This window comes from Terrisphaera buseokensis, from assembly GCF_047521145.2.
Classification (GTDB): Bacteria; Verrucomicrobiota; Verrucomicrobiia; order Opitutales; family Opitutaceae; genus ER46.
Genome location: NZ_CM134186.1, coordinates 1876630 through 1897007 on the forward strand (window position 1 = coordinate 1876630; position 20378 = coordinate 1897007).

Sequence of the window (20378 nt, forward strand, 5' to 3'; positions counted from 1 at the left end):
TTGAATCCTGGAGTGGGTTTGGCGCAGGGGTGCTGGTGGGGAAAGACAGAGGATTCCCTGCTTACAGCGCTGATCACAACTCAGCGCAGCCAATCAGGTTAGCCCTTCTTCAGGTTTTACCGCGTTTGGGCGGATTTTAAATCGGCTCGGCTTGGCTGAACCGAACGGCTTGCGAAGGATTGAGACAGCAAGGTCGGTTTGTCAGACACTCCCTCAGCTTGAAAGCCAACGGTGGGGGTTCTAATACCAGAGGGCGGCTGAAAAGTCCGCATTGCCCACTTTCGACTGCGACTAGAGCATGTTCTCATAGTCATCCAGGAGCCAGGGACCGACAATGGCGAGAAAACGTAGTTTCGGGTGGGGATTGCCTTGAAATTGACTCCTCTGAAGTGTCGCTATACCTCCCCGTTGCGTTCTTGGATATCGTGTGCTGATTTTGAAGGGCCATATCAGGGATTTCGAGGTTATAAGGGGCTTACGGGAAGTTGGGTTCGCGTCGTAGGTTCATCGTTTGATCGCGGAAGCAGCGACTGAGGCAACCCTCAAAGGGAATCTCTTCCGTGCAATTGGCCATTGCAATGACCACTGAATTATTTCGACCGTTAGTCTGTGATGCCCTTTTCTTTCCTAGCCACTTCCAGTTCAAAGGATTTCGGCCGATGAACGTGTGATGCCGATCGCCGTTTACCTTCACTATGCCGGCGCCGTATCCAGCGGCGCCGTGGCCCTTGCGACGGTGGTCCGCGCCGGACGTTCCCTCCCGCGCTGGGCATTTGCAGTTGGCATGTTGCTGTTGTGCGCAGAGAGCGTGCTGATCGCGCTGGGACAGTCCACCACTTCGCCCGCTGCCGTCCTTCGCTGGGAAAGTTGGCGGCTGACGGTGATGGCCTCACTACCTTCCGTCTGGGCGCTTTTCAGCGTTTGCTACGCCCGCGGTCGCGAACTGCGTCTTAAGGTTTCTACCCGTATCTCGCTGGTCGTGGCAGGGGTCATCCCGCTTTCGCTCGCCTTCGGTTTCCGCGAACAATTGGCGCTGTCGGTGAAATCGTCAGCCATCGAAGGCCAATGGCTAGTCCTTACGGGCTGGGCCGGTAATGCGCTTTGGGTCGTGCTGCTGGTTTGTTCGGTGTGGATCGTAGTCAATCTTGAGCGCACGTTTCGGGCCTCGGTCGGCACGATGCGATGGCGAATTAAGTTCATGCTTTTGAGCGTTGGCCTGCTCTTCGTTGTTCGCATTTACACCAGTAGTCAGGCACTCCTCTATCGCGGACAGGACACGTCGCTCGAAATCCTCAACACTGGAGCGCTCTTTGTGGCTTCCCTGCTGACGCTACGCTCCCTGTTTCGATCCGGTCATTTTGAATTGGCGGTTTATCCGTCGCAGACCGTCTTGCAGAATTCGCTTACGATTTTAATCGCTGGGTCGTATCTTATTATCGTCGGTGTACTTGCGAAGGTTGTTACTTACTTGGGCGGCGATGCTGCGTTCGCGCCCAAGGCGTTCATTGTCCTTGTTGCGCTCGTGGTCCTCACCATCTTTCTGCAGTCAGACCGGGCGCGCCTTCAGTTGCGGCAATTCGTCAGTCGGAATTTTCACCGCTCGCCCTACGACTACCGGACACTCTGGAAGACGTTCACCGAGGGAACCGCTTCGCGCGTGGATCAGGCGGATCTTTGCCGGGGGCTGGTCAAGATGACCGCAGAGGTTTTCCAAGCCCTCTCAGTCAGCATTTGGCTCATCGACGAGAAAAAGGAGAGCCTGATGCCCGCGGCATCCACAACCGGCCCCGTGGCTTCAGCGTCCGCCGAGCTTCCCGCCGTTGAGGTTGCCGCCCTGATCAAGTATTTCCACGAGCATCCCGAACCGGTCGACATCGATGCCGCCCAAGAGCCGTGGGCCGAGTTGCTCCGGCAGGTTCACCCGCAGCAGTTTGCCAATAGCGGACACCGCGTGGCCGTAGGCATTCTTGGCCGCGGGGAACTTCTTGGGATCATGGTGATCGGCGACCGCGTGGCCGGTGTATCCTTTTCAATCGAGGATTACGATATGCTGAAGTGCATCGCGGATCACACCGCCGCGAGCCTCCTGAATGTGCAACTCTCTACGCGTCTCGTGCAGGCGAAGGAACTCGAGGCTTTCCAGGCGATGGCAGCCTTCTTCGTGCACGATTTGAAGAACGCTGCGTCGACGCTGAACCTGATGCTGCAGAATCTTCCAATTCACTACGCAGATCCGGAGTTCCGCGCGGATGCTTTGCGCGGCATCGCGAAGACTGTCTCCCATATCAACGGGCTCATCGGCCGCCTCGGCATGCTGCGGCACGAATTGAAGGTGCAGTTGGTCGCAACCGACCTGAATGATGTTGTAAATCAGGTGCTCACGGGCGTCGAGCGATCGGACAAGTTCACGCTGACCAAACAACTCGCGGGGATCCCGCTGGCCCTGCTGGATCGAGATCAAGTGCACAAAGTCATCACCAATCTGGTGCTGAATGCCATCGAAGCGCTGCCGCTAGGAGGTGAGGTTCGGGTCGAAACCCGGGAGGATAAAGGTTGGGTGATGCTGATCGTGTCCGATAACGGCTGTGGCATGAGCCCCGAGTTCCTGAACCACTCCCTTTTCCGCCCGTTCCAGACGACGAAAAAAAATGGCCTCGGCATCGGCATGTTCCAAAGCAAGATGATCGTCGAGGCTCATGGCGGCCGGGTCGTTGTTACCAGCACCTCGGGCCAGGGCACGACCTTTCGGATCCATTTTCGTACTGAAGCCACCCGTTGATGAAACCGACCTCCTCTTCACGACCGAACGATCCGTCACCATCGGCCACGGCGGCGAGTGGACTGGTGCCGCCGTCCGCGGGGACGGCCAGGCCGAAGATCCTGATCGTCGACGACGACGATGAAATCCGCACGCAGATGCGCTGGGCGCTCACCGGTGACTACACGGTCAGCCAGGCCAGCGATCGTCCCTCCGCCGTGGAGCAGTTTCGCGCGGTTCGCCCGATGGTCGTGTTGCTCGACCTCGGGCTGCCGCCCAACCCCGCCAATCCCGAAGAGGGACTCGCCATTCTTTCGGAGATCCTTGCGATCGACCGGCTGACCAAGGTCGTGATCGTGAGTGGACAGGGAGAAAAGGGGCCGGCGATGCGCGCGATTGGCTCCGGCGCCTATGACTTCGTCGGCAAACCGGTTGAGATGGAGGAATTGAAGCTGCTGCTCCGGCGCTGCTTTCACCTCGCGCAACTCGAACGGGATTTTCACCACATGCAGCATACGCTGCGGAACGATACCTTCGAAGGCCTGCTGGGTTCGGGCCCGCGCATGCAGTCGGTCTTCGATTCGATTCGCAAGGTCGCGACGTCCAATGCGCCCGTGCTGATCCTGGGCGAAAGCGGCACCGGCAAGGAAATGACCGCGCGCGCCATTCACCAACGCAGCGATCGGAAGGATGGCCCGTTTGTGGCGATCAACTGCAGTGCAATCCCGGAATCGTTGATTGAGAGCGAGCTCTTCGGTCACGAAAAGGGCGCGTTCACGGGAGCCCATGCCCAGCGCAAGGGCCGGATCGAAATGGCCAGCGGCGGCACGCTTTTTCTCGACGAAATTGGCGAAGTACCCCTGCCGATCCAAGTAAAGCTGCTTCGGTTTCTACAGGAACAGACGCTCGAACGCGTTGGCGGACGCCAGGAGATCTCGGTCGATGCGCGTGTCCTGGCCGCCACCAATGCGGACCTGAAAAAGGGCATGGCCACCGGTTCGTTCCGCGAGGATCTCTTCTATCGACTCGCCGTCGTGCAAATCCTCCTTCCTGCGCTGCGCGATCGAGATGATGACGTGGTCTTGCTCGCGCAGGCCTTTCTCCAGCGTTTCGCCAACGAGAACGGCAAGAACGGACTGTCTTTCGCTCCTGACGCCTTGCGCGCGATCCGTCAGCACCCTTGGCCAGGAAATGTGCGCGAATTGCAGAACCGTGTGAAGCGGGGCGTCATCATGAGTGAGGGGAAGCGCCTCAACGCTTCGGACATCGAGTTGCTGTCGGCGGGCAGCGCCCCACAGGGCACCACCTTAAAGGAAGCCCGCGAACGGCTGGAGTCGGAGATGATTCGAACTGCTCTGCGCAAACACGCTGGCCGTATCACCACCGCAGCCTTGGAACTCGGTATCAGTCGTCCGACCCTCTATGAGTTGATGGATAAGCTGGGAATTGAGAAAAGCGGAGTGGAAAAGGCGGAGTAGCTCCGTTCCACGGAATTCAGGGGAAATGTATGGTCGGTCCGCTGAATGCAGCGTCACCTTCTTGAATGAGTGCAGTGGGTCAGAGCAAGAAGCCCATGGCTCCGCTATAGAGTCCCATGACTGCTTGCACGCGAGCAGTGCATCTATTGAACCGTGCGACGACTCCGTGAAAGAATTCATGGAGGTCATGGATGAGTGCGACATTTCCACCGAAATGCCGCGGGAATACGCAAGCGAGGGCCATGGATGCGGGGACGAGTTTGACACGTCCTGCGAGGAGTGCGGCGATTGCATTGAAGCGTCCGCTGAATCCAGGGACGGATATGCTCCATCCAACGAGGCGTGCGGCGGGTTCGCTGAATGGTCCTGGGTGGCGCTCGAAGGCGGCGAAGGGGCTGAGAAAAGTCGCGCTGAATCCGCGGACAGATGCAGACGATTCGTGGAATAGCGCCATGGAGCCGCAGAGGAGTGCGATGAATCGACCGAGTCGTACAGCGAGTCCGCAGAACACTGCGATCGATCCACCGAAGTATGCACGGCGTCCACGGCACCGTGCTGAGCGTTCGCCGATCCGCACGGTAAGTTTGACGGATGTTGCGAAACGGCGAGCGGACGACCTGTGCGTGATGGATGCATCCAACTATCGAATACATCCGCTTTCACTGCATCCCCGTGGCGGTGCTCGGCGGTCGGCATGGGGAAATTCGCGGACTTAGAGACTGCAATGCGTCCCGGGTCTATCCCCTATATAATGAATTTTATTTGACTGACGAGGCTTTACTTGTTTCAAACGCGTCGTTCAGATCCATTGCGGTTCTTCTATTGCCTAGCAATTCAAGCGCCGCCGCTGCTGGTAAAACAGGGTGGATGGGCTTCTGTGAAGCCCGCCTTGTAAGAAGGTCGGGTGCCACGGGAGGTCGTCCATCAGTCCCGCCCACGGCTTGCTCGCCTGAGTTTCTCGAGTGTCCAAGCCGGATCCCGGGCATCGGCGGCGGTGGATCGGATACCCCTTTACCGTCCCTTCGGGTGTGCGGAGCCGTATGTTGACCGATCAGGTGATTGGTCCGGCTCGGCACGGCTGAATGGGACTGTAGACATCCCTACAAGGGATATAAACAAACCATATACAAATCGTATGAAACCAAAATACATCAGTCGGGAGTTTTCGCTCCCTCCGTCCACGCTCCTGCGTGTGGCGCAGCGCCTCGAACAGGCGCTCCTCGATCCGACCATCGGTCTTCCCGTGGTCGCCCACCTCTCCGAGGCGTTCGTCTCGGAGTTTAAGGCTCAGATTGCGCATCTCGCCAAGCTGGGCACCGACCGAAACGAGGCGTCCGGTGCGACCGGAATCCTCCTGCAGGAAAGGGACGTCATTCTGTCGGAGTTCATCCTTCAGGCTTCCGCCCTTCGCAGGGTCGCACGCCACGCCTTCACCGGGCAGGGCGTCGTGCTCCGCAGCGAGTTCCTGATCGGACGTTCAGCTCCGCGCAATCTGGCCATGATCCTCGATCAGGGTCGGACCCTGCTCGCCGCCGTCCGCCATTACCCAACGGAGCTCTCAGCCTTCGGGTGGTCTTCGACCGCCACGGAAGCGTTTGAGCGCACTGTGGAGAGCGTGGCCGCACTCTGCCGCGAACGGGACAACGCCGGCATCGAGAAACTCGACTTCACTGCCGAGCGTACCGCCGCTGCCAACCTCCTGTATCGACAGTGCATCGCCGTCCAGAATGTCGCCCGCTTCGCGCACGCGCGTCAGCTCGCCGCGAAAGACGTGCAATCTGTAGCGATCCAGTCGCACTTCCTGCTGGATCAATTCCCCCGGCGCTTTACCGGATCATCGGCCCGCGAAGACCTACCGTCCCCGACGGTCGCTCCGACCGCGGATCCGGCTCCGGTCGAAACGCGAGTCTAAGCGGAAGCACGCAAGAGCGTCCCGCAAATTACGCGAACGGACGCGAATCTCGCCGGTGAACTTTTTTCCTTCCACTGACCATCATGTTCACCCTCTGACGAGGGCTTGCTTCACTTTCTCCCTATTCGCGGCCACTCGCGCCATTCGCGGGCAACGGGCTTGTTCCGCACAGGATACGTGAACGAGGCTCCGTGTCGTCCGCAGCGTTTTCGCTGATGGGATGACAAAATCGGTGGTTGAACTCAACGAGTTTGCATCCCCGGCTTGCCGAATGCCCTCGCGACGTTCACTCCCGAGCCCATGATCGAAGTCCAAAACCTAACCCGCGTCTTTCGTACCTATCGAAAAGTCCCGGGCTTTTGGGGTGGTGTAAGGGGGCTTTTCAAGCGCGAGTTCGATGAGACCGCCGCCGCCAAGGACGTTTCCTTTTCCGTCGCGGAGGGTGAATTCGTGGGATTCCTCGGACCCAACGGGGCCGGCAAGACCACGACCCTTAAAATGCTTTCCGGGCTGATTTATCCCACCAGCGGCACGGCGCGCGTGGCGGGTTTCGACCCTTCCAAACGTGAGAATGCCTACCGACGGCTCTTCGCGCTCGTCCTAGGCCAAAAGAACCAGCTCTGGTGGGACCTTCCGGCGATCGAGTCCTTTCAACTCCTCAGGGCCATCTACGCGATTCCGCCTGAGCAATTCAAGGCCACGTTGGACGAACTCGTCGCGTTGCTCGATGTGAGCAAAAAGCTCAATGTGATGGTGCGCGAACTCTCGCTGGGCGAGCGAATGAAAATGGAATTGATCGCCGCGCTGCTGCACCGCCCGCGGGTGCTCTTTCTCGACGAACCCACGATCGGGCTCGATGTGGTTTCACAGCGCGCCGTGCGTCGATTCCTGCGCGATTACAACCGCCGCCACCGCGTGACGATCCTCCTCACCAGCCATTACATGGCTGACATCAAGGAACTCTGCGACCGGGTGATTGTCATTCACCGCGGACGTAAGATTTACGACGGTGCGCTGAGCCGGCTGGAATCCAGTGGTGGAGCGAAGCAGAAGATCGTGACGTTCGTGCCTGCAGCGGAAGAGGGTACTGGAACCCTGGAGGCTTTTCCGCCCACCTGGACGTCGCGCCATGCCGAAAGCACCGAGCGCAGTGATGATGGCAAGTTCACCCTCCGAGTCCCCAGCGACAAGATTGTCGCCGTCTCTCAGGAAGTGCTGAATACCGGTCCCGTCGCCGACATTACCATCGAGGACGTACCGTTGGAGGACGTGATTGCGGAATTGTTCACCGGAGCGTCGGTCGAAAACGGGTAATACCAATCGCCGTTATTAATTAGACTTTAGGTTGGCGCGCCAGCGTTTACGCCGTCGAGTAGCCAGCCGCGGCCAATCAACTCCGCGACGCGGGCGCTCTCGGTGCGCCACGGTCGCAGCGCGGCGAGCAGATGATCTTCGAGGCGGCGCAGGCTCGGATAGAGCCGATTGCAGATTCGGTCCTTCACGAGGTCACCGAGTTTCGCGACCGGGTTGAGTTCTGGGCTGTAGGGCGGCAGGGGCAGCAGTCGGACGTTCTTGGGCAACCGCGGATCCGCGACTGGCAGGTGGAAGCCGGCCTGGTCTTGGATCACGACATGCAACGCCGCCGGATCCGTGGCGCCGAGCTGTTGTAGAAACAGCGCATGCACGTCTTGGTCGATGCACGGGGTGAACAGTAGTTCCAGGCGGTTGGCGCCATCGACTTCCAGCGCCTCGTGGAGGTAGCCCCACTGATAACGCGTCGCATACGGGGCGTGCACGCGGACCCCGCGTTGGCCCCAGACCCGACGGATCACGGGCAACAAGCCATAGCGGTGCTCATCGAGCACCCACAACCGCACCGGTTGTCCGGTGCGCGCGGCCGGACCGGCGAGCGCTTCCAGTTTCAGGGGCAGTTCGACTTTGAAGGCCGCGGCTTTCGCGGGATCCTTTTTCGCATGGCTCTTGCGGGGCACTTTGAGCTTACCGCCCAACCGGCGCAGCACCTTGAGGGCACCGCTCTCACTGAGGGTTTTGCGGGTGCGCTTCTTAATCCAAGCTTGGGCGTCCTTCGCTCGCCGGAACTGCCCGGCGGCCAACCGTTCCAGGAACTCGGTTTGCACGGCCCCACGCACGGCCGGCCGGTTTCCCGGCGCCTTGCCCCGCTGCAGCAGAGCGGCCACGCCGCCGGCGACGACCTTGTCCCGATACGTGAACACCGTCTGCCGCGACACATCCGCAATCTTCATGATCTCCGCCACCGTCAGTTCGTGCTGCGCGATCAGCCGCACCACCAGCAGGCGCCGCCGCGCCCAGTCCGGCTGGGACTGCGTCCACGCCGCCTCAATCTGTGCCACCACTTCCTCGCCCAGTTTCGGTAGAGTTCTCGCCATGCCCCCGGACTACTCCAAAGCGACCTGCTTGTATAGTCTAAATGTTAGAGGCTGTTGGTATAAGGGTTTGCCTTCCGTTCCGGCGTTTTTCCTCCGTGCTCTTGCGCCTCTGTGGTGAAGCTTCGGTTCTTAGCCAACACCTGAGGAACCTTTAACTGCATGAGTACGCCTTGGGCTGATATCACTTTGCCGTGCTCGCCGCTCGCGCTTGTTCCGCCAAGGTTCCAGTCAGCCCGAGGGTGAGTGCCTTTTGCAGTGACCGGGTGGCGCCGGGTGAATCTTTCAGCCGCTTCTGGGTCATCCCGAGGTAGAAGAAAACTTCCGCGTCGGAGGCTTTGCTCCTGGACGCTTCCTGAAGGAGACTTAGCGCTCGGGAATTATTTTCCAGCCGGTACGCGGCGATCCCAATGGCCTTTGCGAGATCGGCGTCGGTAGTTAACACCTCGCGGGCCTTTGAGCCGGTGTCAAAAGCCAGTCGGTCGTTTTCACCGGTCGTGACCAAGACAATAGCCAAACCACGCTTCGCGGGCACGAAATCAGGGTAGATTCCCAAGATCCGGTCGTAGGTTTGCTGTGCAACTTTGAGGTCACCCTGATGAACGGAGGCCACGGCTCGGGCATACAATGCTGCCAAATCCTGAGGACTTTCTTTCAACGCCGCTTCAAGCTGTCCAACCGCCTTTTGGACCTCGGCGGGGTCTTTGGCGAGGCTCATCCAGAGTTGGGTCTGGCTCGCCCACTTTGCGCGAGGGCTGATACGGTCAATTTTCAGCCCGGACTGGAAGGCCGTTTCCGCCGTATTCAACTGGCCGACAGATAGTGCGGCTTCGGAGAGATCAAACAGCACTTCGGCGTCGCCGTCCCTTTTCTGGGCGGCATCCTGCAGAATACTAACGGCGGAGAGGCGCTCACCACTCTCGTACGCGAGTCGTCCGGTGACGTGCGCAATACGGCCATCGCCCGGCATGAGTTTGCGCGTTGCCTTGGCAAGTTCGAGCGCCTTGCCGCGTTCGTTCTTGGAGCGGTAGAGGCGAATCGCTCCGAGCGCTGCTTCGGGGTAACCCGGATGGGTTTTCAAGATTGCCTCGTAGCCTTCAAGCGCCTTGTCTGCTGCTCCTTTTCTCTCTTGGAGGGCCGCGGCGCGTTGCAGGGCGACGGTGTCGCCGGGGAGCTTTGCCAAGGCTGCCGCGATCACCTCACTCGCGGCTTTTGGATTGGAGAGGTCCAGAGTCAAGACCTTGAGCATTGCCGTCGCTTCGTCGAGCGCGGTACCAGTGGCTTTCAGGCTGAGAGCTTTTTCCAGAGCCTCTTTCGCTGCGGCTTCGCGCCCGGTCATGTAGAGAGCGGCGCCATAATGGTACTGTACTTCCGGATTTGTCGGGAGTTTGTTCGCCGCTTCCTCCAGAAGCGAAAGAGAACGGGCAAACTGGCCCTGTTGAAATGTGATCCAGCCAAGAGTGTCCGCGGGTTCGCCTTGCGCAGGCATGAGTTCGCGGGCCTGTTTCGCCAAGGCCAGGGCTTTCTCGGTTTCTTTGAAATGTTTGGCGAGCAGGTCGGCAAGATTGTTCAGGGCAAGCGGCAGCTTCGGATTGAGTGCGAGTGCTTGCTCATAGTACTTTCGGGCCGTCGGGAAATCCTTCGTCTCCTCGGCAACTATCGCCAGCTGCAAAGGCAATTCCACGTTCTTTGGACTCTTGGCTATGGCGCTTTTATAGGCCTCGATCGCGCGCGGATATTGCTTGTTTGTATAGTAAAGACGGCCAAGAAGCTGGAGCGCTTCGGGGTAGTCGGGCTTAAGCGAGACCGCTTTCTGTAGGGCGATCTCAGCGTCTGAAAGCGAATTGGTGCGAAGGTAGACCCGGGCTAATATAATCAGCGGTTCGGCCGCTGCGGGAGTCTGGGCGATGAATCGATTGATGCGTGCAATCGCAATTTCCTTTTTTTGGTCTGCCAAATCCAATTCGACCAAGGTCTCCAACGCTCCCAAGTGGGTCGGATTGACCTCCAATACTTTGTTCAGGATTTTTTCCGCTTCGCCACGCTTGTTCTGCCGCGTCAGGATGCTGCCAAGTTGAAATTGAAGCTCGATATTGCCGGGATCCACCTCCACAAATTTTCTGAAAAGCAGCAAGGCATCGTCCAAGTTGCCCTGTAGAAGAAGACATTCTGCCAGAAGCGTCGCAGCCTCCCTGTTGCCTGGAAACTTCTGCAGGAGCGCTTTCAAGAGCGCCACCGCCGGGCCATACATTTGCTGGCCTGCATTGGCTTTGGCAAGGGCCACGGTCGCGGGTTGATGGCCCGGAGCGAGTTTGACTGCCTCGGAAAGGCGGGAAACTGCTTCGCTCAAGTCGTTGTTTTGCAGGTGGGCATTGCCCAATCGATAGAGGATTTCTGGATTTTCAGGTACTTGCTGCGCGGCCTTTTGCAGGGTCAGAATTGCGCCATCGAAATCCTTTAGCTCCAGTTGAGCGCTCGCCATCATCATAAGAATGTCGGGCTGACTCGATTCGCGTTCGATGGCTTTCTTGAGGTGCTGAGCAGCGACTTGTGGCTGCTTTTCCATCAGGGCAAGACCGGCAAGCGCTGCGTAGGCCCCAAGGAAATCGGGCGCCTTGGCGAGCGTTGTCTCCAACAAATCCTTAGCTTGCACTGTCTTTCCTGCCTGGATCAGAAACTTGGTATAGACTAAGCGGACAGGCGTCCGTATGGGGGCCAATGCAATGGCTTCAGTGAAGAGCTTTTCAGCCCTATCAGTGTTCTTTTGTGCCCACATCGCCTGAGCGAGCGTAGTAACCACCTCTAGCGCCTTCGGCGACTGCTTGTAAGCCTCTTCCAACTGGGCGTACCCCGCCTGACTCTGTCGATCTTGAAGCAGCAGAATACCCAGCGCCGCCACTGTCGGGCCGGATTTAGGCAAAGACTGAATGCGGCCACGCGCCATGGCGATGTCCGCTGAAGTGCGGCATGATTCCGCCAGGAGAAACGGCGCAACGGGGTGGTCCGGCTTTTTTTCCAGTATGGCCAAAGCCGTTTCTTGCGCTTTGTCTTTCTGGCTTACCGCCAGATAGAAATATCCGAGTCTGATTTTGACTTCGAGGTTGTCGGGCTGCGCCTCCGCCGCACGGAACAAGAGGGCAAAGGTGGTGCGGGTGAGCCGGGTCTGGTCGAAGTAAATCGACCCCAAGCGCGCGAGCGCCGTTGGATTTGGACCTGAAGTCTGCAGTACGTTCTTATACTCTACTTCCGCCTTATCGTAATCCCCCGCCTTGTAGTAGGCTTCCGCTTCCGCCAGTCGTTTCGCGATTCGACCTTCTTTCGAACAGCCGTTCAAGAAGAGCGCGGCAGCCGCAACAAGGAGAATATGAACGATAAGTCGGGTTCTAGTCATGGCAGAGCGACACGAAGATTAGGCTGCGGAGGACCGTTTACGGTCAGAACGGAGCAGAATATAAGCAAGGGCTCCAAAGGGGATCAACGAGAGCGCGAAAAAAATCGGTCCCCCTTGATGGTGGATCGGAGAATCGATCATGTGGGGCCCCACATGGATGCACAGTTCGCCAATGACAAAAACACGAAAGCCATTCCGGATTAAGGCCAATGGCAGGACAAATGCCACCAACACGGCTCTACGCCAAGGCGACCGCAGGAAAAGCTTGGCTGCGACAATACTGGTAAGAAACAGCACGAGCGTCGAGCGAATGCCGCTGCATTCCGGCGCGATGCGAAGTGTCATCCCTGGGAGTTGGAAGATCAGATCGTCGCGAAAGACCGGAGTTCCGACCAAACGAAGAAGCCAGTATGCCGGAGTGGCTGAGCCATGCTGAAGCAGGGTTTCCAGACGTTGTTCAATTCCCAACGTCATCGGAGCCATGAAAATGAGAAAGCTCAGAGGAAACAAGAGCCGGCTGCGCTCTGCTAAGGTAGCATTCAGCCATATTGCGCCCCCCAACGCGCTCACGAATGCGAGGACTCCGAGAGAGACGCGATCCTGCGGAATCACGTCGCCTGAACGGTTCAAGAGAATGAGATAGGCGATTCCGAGCGCGGCGCCGAACGCTAGCAGCAGCCATGCCGCCCCTTTGGGACCGCTGCCGGCCCCTGCACTTGATTTGCCGGAATATGCAAAGTACGCGGAGATCGCGGGCACGAGGATCGTGTATGAATACAAGTCACTTCCGAGCGCGAATCGGATCCAGCTTAGCAAGATTGGACTGAAGAGAATCAGCACGATCCCAGCCGGCAGCCACTTCGTCAGGGACTGCGGGCGGGGTGGAGAGTCAGACCTTGTCAGTGGGCCCATGGACATATCGCGATTTAGGCGATTCTGTGCAGATAATTGCGAGAAGAGCAAACGAACGCGGCGAAGACGAGCCGTTCGCAGAATCGCGGCGTTAGTTCAATCCAATGGGGACGCTTATGCCTTCCATACTTGGGAAGGCTTCGTCGGAATTCCCGACATGGCATTCCGGGTGTCCACGATGCAGGGCGACCAGTCGGCCAAGGCCTTGTAGTCAACCGAGCTGTGGTTGGTGGCAATGAGGGCAACATCGTAGCTGCCGATGGTCTCCTGGCTCCACTTCTCCGAAGTCGTACCCGCCCAGTGAGCGTGCTCGCGGGTCGGACGGATGACCGGCACATAAGGGTCGTAGTAGGCGACGGTGGCTCCCCGCGCTTTCAGCGATTCCATCAGGACATAACTGGGCGATTCCCGTTCGTCGTCGACATTCGGCTTGTAGGCGAGCCCGACAATGAGGATGCGACTGCCGTTGATCGACTTCTTGCCCGAATTCAAGGCGTCCGCCACGCGGTGTACGACGTACTCGGGCATCGCGGTATTGATTTCGCCGGCCAGCTCGATGAACCGCGTGTGCTGCCCGTATTCCCGCGCTTTCCAAGTGAGATAGAACGGATCAATGGGAATGCAATGGCCGCCCAGGCCGGGACCCGGATAAAATGCCATGAAACCAAACGGCTTGGTTTTGGCTGCGTTGATGACCTCCCAGATGTCGATTCCCATGGCGGAGTACACCACCTTGAGCTCATTGACCAAGGCGATGTTCACCCCGCGAAACGTGTTCTCCAACAGCTTGGCGGCTTCGGCGACCCGGCAGGACGAAACCGGTACGAGCGTCTTGATGGCGATCGAGTACAGGTCCAGGGCCTTTTTAAGGCATTCCGGTGTGAATCCCCCCACGATCTTGGGAATGGTCGCGACGACGCTGCTGGGGTTGCCCGGGTCCTCGCGTTCCGGTGAAAAGGCCAGATGGAAATCAATGCCGGCCTTGAGGCCCGAAGCGGCTTCAATCACCTGCCGCAAATCCTCGTCGGTGGTGCCGGGATAGGTCGTCGATTCGAGCACGACGAGCGTACCACGTTGTAGGTGGGGCGCGATCGTTTTGCCGGTTTCCGTGATGTACGAAATATCCGGTTCGCGGTTCTTGTTCAGCGGTGTGGGAACGCAGATGATCACCGCGCTCACCTCCCGAACCCGACGGAAGTCTGCGCTGGCGGTAAACGTCTTTGACCCCACTGCGCTCTGAATGGACTCCGGTTTGATGTGCTTTATGTAACTCCGGCCGGCCAGCAGGGCAGAGACCTTGGTTTGATCAATATCGAGTCCCAACACCTCCGCGCCGCTTTTCGCGAATTGGAGCGAAAGGGGCAGCCCCACGTATCCGAGCCCGATGACAGCGATTTTCATAAGATTGGAATTGTTCCTATCGGCAAATCTACCCGGAGGTTAAGCAACTCATCTTCTCTGTAGTGCCGCCCCACTTCGCCACCCGTGAAGCGCGTGCCGATTGCGGTGCGAATCTGGGATCGCATGCCGGTCGCAGGAATGGGGCAACGTATTTTCATGTCATCTCCTCTCGCTCGTGCGCCGCCTAGGAAAAGGTCCGATGGCATGTGTAAAGCAGCGCCTACGGCGCGTAAATGAAGTGTCAAAATCGATCCATCGAAGACCCTGCATTACCGCACAAACCGAATGGAACGATGAACTAATGCGATTCACGTTCGTCGATTGCAGCACTGTTGCACAAAAAAGACTCTCCTCTGCCGCAATTCTAGCCTTAGGGAATTCCACGTGTTTTCCCCTCAGCATCTGTTTTGGAAATATTCCTGCGTCATCAGCTTGGCGTGCGTGTTAGCTGCGAGTTCGCTGCTTCAGGCACAGCCGTCGCTCAATCTCGGGCTCCCTCGTGACGCACGGGGAGAAGAGGCGGTTACGCTTGCAGGCGCTCGAATGGGGGAGGTGGCCGCGGCCTATGGACTTACCGCGCAGCGGCTCACCGCGCTTTTTCGTTCGCAGGCGGGGTTGCGGATGGATCGGAATGGCGCGCTGCTCATGGCGTGCAATGGTCTCGCTGTTCAGGCGCCGCAAAATTCCATGGCTGCGGGCACCTCGACGAGCCAGCTGGCGTTGGGGGGAGCGGTCGATGCTTTCAGGCTCCATAGTTTCCCCGGTGCGTCGCGGGTCATCTTTCTAGATTTTGACGGGCATAGGACTTCGGGCACCAGTTGGAATGCTGGGTATACCGCCAACGCCGATATCGTTTCCCAGCCGTTCGACTTGGATGGCAATGCCGCCTCCTTCAGTCCAGATGAGCGGGCGATTATAACCAACATCTGGAAAAGAGTGGCAGAGGATTATGCTCCTTTTACCGTGGACGTCACGACGGAGGATCCCGGAGTCGAAGCGCTCCGGCGCATGAATGTCGGGGATACCAGCTTTGGAATCCGGGTCGTCATCAGTCCTTCCAACTGGTACGACTCGGGCGCGGGAGGCACGGCCTACGTCGGTTCGTTTAATTGGAACTCCGACACCCCGTGTTTTATTTTCACCGGACAACTTGCGAACCATGAAAAGTACATCGCCGAGGCGTCTTCGCACGAAGTCGGGCATACATTGGGGCTCTTCCATGACGGCATCGGCGGAGCGTCTCCCAGCGAATACTATTTTGGCCATGGCGATTGGGCTCCGATCATGGGTGTCGGTTACTACGCCTCCGTCGTGCAATTTTCCAAAGGCGAGTACGCGACAGCGACGCAGACACAGGACGATCTGGCGGTAATTTCCACCTTCGTGCCGCTCGCCGCCGACGATCACGGCAATACCCTTGCGACGGCGACGGTCATCCCTGGAACGGTGGTGGCCACCGGTGGGACAATCGAGCGCGCGACCGATGCCGACGTGTTCCGCTTCAATGTTGGTGCCGGGACGATTGCGCTTTCCATCACCAGTCCCGCCCCCAATCCCAACCTGAAAGTGAAAGCGGAATTGCTCAGCGCGGCCGGTGCCGTGTTGCAGACGAGCGACCCGGCCGGAATGTCGGGTGCAATCAATTACGGGGCCGCAGCCGGCACCTTTTATTTGCGGGTGAGTGGAATCGGTAGCGGAACCGTTGATACAGGCTATTCGAACTACGGTAGCTTGGGCAACTATCTCATCTTGGGAACAGTGCCCTCGACGCAAAGCAATCTGGCTCCCACCGCGGTGGCGACCGGTGTTCCCTTGTCGGGAGTGGCTCCCTTGACGGTGAGTTTTTCCGGAGCCTCCTCGTCGGACCCTGAGAACACGATTGCGTCATACAGCTGGAATTTCGGGGACGGCGGCAGTTCTAGTCTCGTCAGCCCTTCCCATATCTTTTCCGCTCCGGGCAACTACACGGTTTCTCTGACCGTGACGGACGGGGGCGGGCTCACCAGCAACACGGGGCTGACAGTCACCGCGTCGGCGCTCCCGGTGATTGCGGTTCCGGCAAACCTGACGGTGCCGGCTACGAGTGGAAGTGGAGCGGTGGTGACGTTCACGACGTCGGCGATGAGCTGGACCGGAGCAAGTGTGGCGACGACGAACGTACCGGCGTCGGGTGCGACGTTCCCGGTGGGGACGACGACGGTGACGACGAGCGCGACGGACGCGGCGGGAAACACGGCGAACAAGACCTTTACAGTGACGGTGACGGTGTTGTCAGTACCGGGAGCGCCGAGTGGAGTGACCGCTGGCGGCGGGAACGGGCGGGTGGACTTGAGCTGGGGAAGCGTGAGTGGAGCGACGAGCTACACGGTGAAGCGTGGCACCACCAACGGAGGGCCGTACGCGGCCGTGGCGAACGGGCTGACAACAACGACGTACGCGGACACGACGGTGGCGAACGGCACGACGTACTACTACGTGGTGAGCGCGAGCAATGGGGGAAGCGAAGGACCCAATTCGAGCCAGGTGAACGCGACGCCGGTAGGCGGAGCGTGGGCAAGCCAGGACATCGGAGTGGTGGGCATTGCCGGAACGACAGTGCAGAATGGGTCGCAGATAACGATGACCGGCTCGGGGGCAGACATCTGGGGAGCCGAGGATGGATTCCGCTACATGTACAGGCCGCTGAGCGGGGACGGCAGCATCACGGTGAAAGTGCTGTCGGTGAGCAGCGGGACGGGTGAAGCATGGGCCAAGACAGGCGTAATGATCCGGGAAGGACTGGCTACGAACGCCGCTCATGCGAGCATGTATGTGACACCCGGGCAGGGAGTGTCGTTTCAGTGGCGAAGCGCCACCGGGGGAAGCAGTGCCTACACGAGTGGAACCGGACAAGCGCCGTACTGGGTGCGGATGACCCGTACGGGCAATCTGTTTGTTGCTGCGAGTTCGGCGGATGGAGTTACCTGGCGAACCGAAGGCAGCGCTACGATTGCGATGGGCGCCAGCGCCTACGTGGGGCTGCCGCTGACCAACCACAGCAACGCGGGAATCGCGACGGCTGCGTTTGATCTGGTGACAATCACGGGTCTATCGACCTCCGCGCCGCCCGTGATCACGGTACCTGCAAATCAGACGGTGGAAGGGACGAGTGGAAGTGGAGCGGTGGTGACGTTCACGACGTCGGCGGTGAGCTGGACCGGCGCAGCGGTGGCGACTACCAATATGCCGGCATCGGGGGCGGTGTTTCCGCTGGGAACAACGACAGTGACAGCGACGGCGACGGACAGTGAGGGGCTGACGTCGACGAAGACGTTTGCGGTGGCGGTCGTAGATACAACGCCACCGGTGATTACGGTTCCGGCAAACCTGACGCTGCCCGCGACAAGTGGAAGCGGAGCGGTAGTGACCTATACGACCAGCGCGGTGGATACGGTCAGTGGAAGCCGGCCGACGACGAACGTACCGGCGTCGGGTGCGACGTTCCCGGTGGGGACGACGACGGTGACGACGAGCGCGACGGACGCGGCGGGAAACACGGCGAACAAGACCTTTACAGTGACGGTGACGGTGTTGTCAGTACCGGGAGCGCCGAGTGGAGTGACCGCTGGCGGCGGGAACGGGCGGGTGGACTTGAGCTGGGGAAGCGTGAGTGGAGCGACGAGCTACACGGTGAAGCGTGGCACCACCAACGGAGGGCCGTACGCGGCCGTGGCGAACGGGCTGACAACAACGACGTACGCGGACACGACGGTGGCGAACGGCACGACGTACTACTACGTGGTGAGCGCGAGCAATGGGGGGAGCGAAGGACCCAATTCGAGCCAGGTGAACGCGACGCCGGTAGGCGGAGCGTGGGCAAGCCAGGACATCGGAGTGGTGGGCATTGCCGGAACGACAGTGCAGAATGGGTCGCAGATAACGATGACCGGCTCGGGGGCAGACATCTGGGGAGCCGAGGATGGATTCCGCTACATGTACAGGCCGCTGAGCGGGGACGGCAGCATCACGGTGAAAGTGCTGTCGGTGAGCAGCGGGACGGGTGAAGCATGGGCCAAGACAGGCGTAATGATCCGGGAAGGACTGGCTACGAACGCCGCTCATGCGAGCATGTATGTGACACCCGGGCAGGGAGTGTCGTTTCAGTGGCGAAGCGCCACCGGGGGAAGCAGTGCCTACACGAGTGGAACCGGACAAGCGCCGTACTGGGTGCGGATGACCCGTACGGGCAATCTGTTTGTTGCTGCGAGTTCGGCGGATGGAGTTACCTGGCGAACCGAAGGCAGCGCTACGATTGCGATGGGCGCCAGCGCCTACGTGGGGCTGCCGCTAACAAATCATGATAACGCTGGAGTGGCCACTGCCACCTTCGACTACTTGACTGTCACTGGAGCACTGCCTGTGGTGGGAGCGCCGAGTGGAGTGACCGCTGGCGGCGGGAACGGGCGGGTGGACTTGAGCTGGGGAAGCGTGAGTGGAGCGACGAGCTACACGGTGAAGCGTGGCACCACCAACGGAGGGCCGTACGCGGCCGTGGCGAACGGGCTGACAACAACGACGTACGCGGACACGACGGTGGCGAACGGCACGACGTACTACTACGTGGTGAGCGCGAGCAATGGGGGGAGCGAAGGACCCAATTCGAGCCAGGTGAACGCGACGCCGGTAGGCGGAGCGTGGGCAAGCCAGGACATCGGAGTGGTGGGCATTGCCGGAACGACAGTGCAGAATGGGTCGCAGATAACGATGACCGGCTCGGGGGCAGACATCTGGGGAGCCGAGGATGGATTCCGCTACATGTACAGGCCGCTGAGCGGGGACGGCAGCATCACGGTGAAAGTGCTGTCGGTGAGCAGCGGGACGGGTGAAGCATGGGCCAAGACAGGCGTAATGATCCGGGAAGGACTGGCTACGAACGCCGCTCATGCGAGCATGTATGTGACACCCGGGCAGGGAGTGTCGTTTCAGTGGCGAAGCGCCACCGGGGGAAGCAGTGCCTACACGAGTGGAACCGGACAAGCGCCGTACTGGGTGCGGATGACCCGTACGGGCAATCTGTTTGTTGCTGCGAGTTCGGCGGATGGAGTTACCTGGCGAACCGAAGGCAGCGCTACGATTGCGATGGGCGCCAGCGCCTACGTGGGGCTGCCGCTAACAAATCATGATAACGCTGGAGTGGCCACTGCCACCTTCGACTACTTGACTGTCACTGGAGCACTGCCTGTGGTGGGAGCGCCGAGTGGAGTGACCGCTGGCGGCGGGAACGGGCGGGTGGACTTGAGCTGGGGAAGCGTGAGTGGAGCGACGAGCTACACGGTGAAGCGTGGCACCACCAACGGAGGGCCGTACGCGGCCGTGGCGAACGGGCTGACAACAACGACGTACGCGGACACGACGGTGGCGAACGGCACGACGTACTACTACGTGGTGAGCGCGAGCAATGGGGGGAGCGAAGGACCCAATTCGAGCCAGGTGAACGCGACGCCGGTAGGCGGAGCGTGGGCAAGCCAGGACATCGGAGTGGTGGGCATTGCCGGAACGACAGTGCAGAATGGGTCGCAGATAACGATGACCGGCTCGGGGGCAGACATCTGGGGAGCCGAGGATGGATTCCGCTACATGTACAGGCCGCTGAGCGGGGACGGCAGCATCACGGTGAAAGTGCTGTCGGTGAGCAGCGGGACGGGTGAAGCATGGGCCAAGACAGGCGTAATGATCCGGGAAGGACTGGCTACGAACGCCGCTCATGCGAGCATGTATGTGACACCCGGGCAGGGAGTGTCGTTTCAGTGGCGAAGCGCCACCGGGGGAAGCAGTGCCTACACGAGTGGAACCGGACAAGCGCCGTACTGGGTGCGGATGACCCGTACGGGCAATCTGTTTGTTGCTGCGAGTTCGGCGGATGGAGTTACCTGGCGAACCGAAGGCAGCGCTACGATTGCGATGGGCGCCAGCGCCTACGTGGGGCTGCCGCTGACCAACCACAGCAACGCGGGAATCGCGACGGCTGCGTTTGATTTGCTCACGGTGAATTAGGATGCTGATGAAAACACTAAGCGCTATCCGCCGAAAGTCCTTTCGTATGGAGCAATTTATAAACGAAGAAGTCGCGGTGTATGGGTGG

At 59.6% G+C, this 20378-nt stretch carries 9 protein-coding genes; 5 read left to right on the forward strand and 4 right to left on the reverse strand.

Annotated features, from left to right (window positions below; translation table 11 throughout):
- The first annotated feature begins 670 nt into the window (after nt 1-670).
- The 4 genes from prsK (at nt 671) to ACLJEU_RS06830 (ending at nt 7462) form a co-directional block, all read left to right on the forward strand.
- Nucleotides 671-2779: an XrtA/PEP-CTERM system histidine kinase PrsK gene (gene prsK / locus ACLJEU_RS06815; protein WP_414663744.1), complete on the forward strand. Its 2109-nt coding sequence runs from the start codon at nt 671-673 to the stop codon at nt 2777-2779.
- A gap of 65 nt (nt 2780-2844) precedes the next feature.
- Nucleotides 2845-4236: a PEP-CTERM-box response regulator transcription factor gene (gene prsR / locus ACLJEU_RS06820; RefSeq protein WP_414663749.1), complete on the forward strand. Its 1392-nt coding sequence runs from the start codon at nt 2845-2847 to the stop codon at nt 4234-4236.
- A gap of 1192 nt (nt 4237-5428) precedes the next feature.
- On the forward strand, nt 5429-6148 hold the full coding sequence (locus tag ACLJEU_RS06825) for a hypothetical protein (protein ID WP_414663745.1): 720 nt from the start codon (nt 5429-5431) through the stop codon (nt 6146-6148).
- A 300-nt stretch (nt 6149-6448) separates the two neighbouring features.
- On the forward strand, nt 6449-7462 hold the full coding sequence (locus ACLJEU_RS06830) for an ABC transporter ATP-binding protein (RefSeq protein ID WP_414663746.1): 1014 nt from the start codon (nt 6449-6451) through the stop codon (nt 7460-7462).
- Between the two features lie 26 nt (nt 7463-7488).
- Here the strand turns inward: ACLJEU_RS06830 and ACLJEU_RS06835 are convergent, their stop codons facing one another.
- The 4 genes from ACLJEU_RS06835 to ACLJEU_RS06850 form a co-directional block, all read right to left on the reverse strand.
- A complete protein-coding gene (locus ACLJEU_RS06835) occupies nt 7489-8556 on the reverse strand; it encodes an IS630 family transposase (protein ID WP_457795350.1) in 1068 nt (355 codons plus the stop codon).
- A gap of 181 nt (nt 8557-8737) precedes the next feature.
- Nucleotides 8738-11944, reverse strand: coding sequence for a tetratricopeptide repeat protein (locus ACLJEU_RS06840; RefSeq protein WP_414661859.1), 3207 nt, complete (start codon nt 11942-11944; stop codon nt 8738-8740).
- An 18-nt stretch (nt 11945-11962) separates the two neighbouring features.
- Nucleotides 11963-12862 (reverse strand): archaeosortase/exosortase family protein, encoded by a 900-nt coding sequence (locus tag ACLJEU_RS06845; protein ID WP_414662618.1) that lies wholly within the window; start codon nt 12860-12862, stop codon nt 11963-11965.
- 108 nt (nt 12863-12970) lie between these two features.
- Nucleotides 12971-14257 (reverse strand): nucleotide sugar dehydrogenase, encoded by a 1287-nt coding sequence (locus ACLJEU_RS06850; protein WP_414661860.1) that lies wholly within the window; start codon nt 14255-14257, stop codon nt 12971-12973.
- 384 nt (nt 14258-14641) lie between these two features.
- On the opposite strand from ACLJEU_RS06850, the gene ACLJEU_RS06855 reads away from it, so the two are divergent.
- Nucleotides 14642-20290: an HYR domain-containing protein gene (locus ACLJEU_RS06855; protein ID WP_457795351.1), complete on the forward strand. Its 5649-nt coding sequence runs from the start codon at nt 14642-14644 to the stop codon at nt 20288-20290.
- Nucleotides 20291-20378 lie beyond the last annotated feature (88 nt).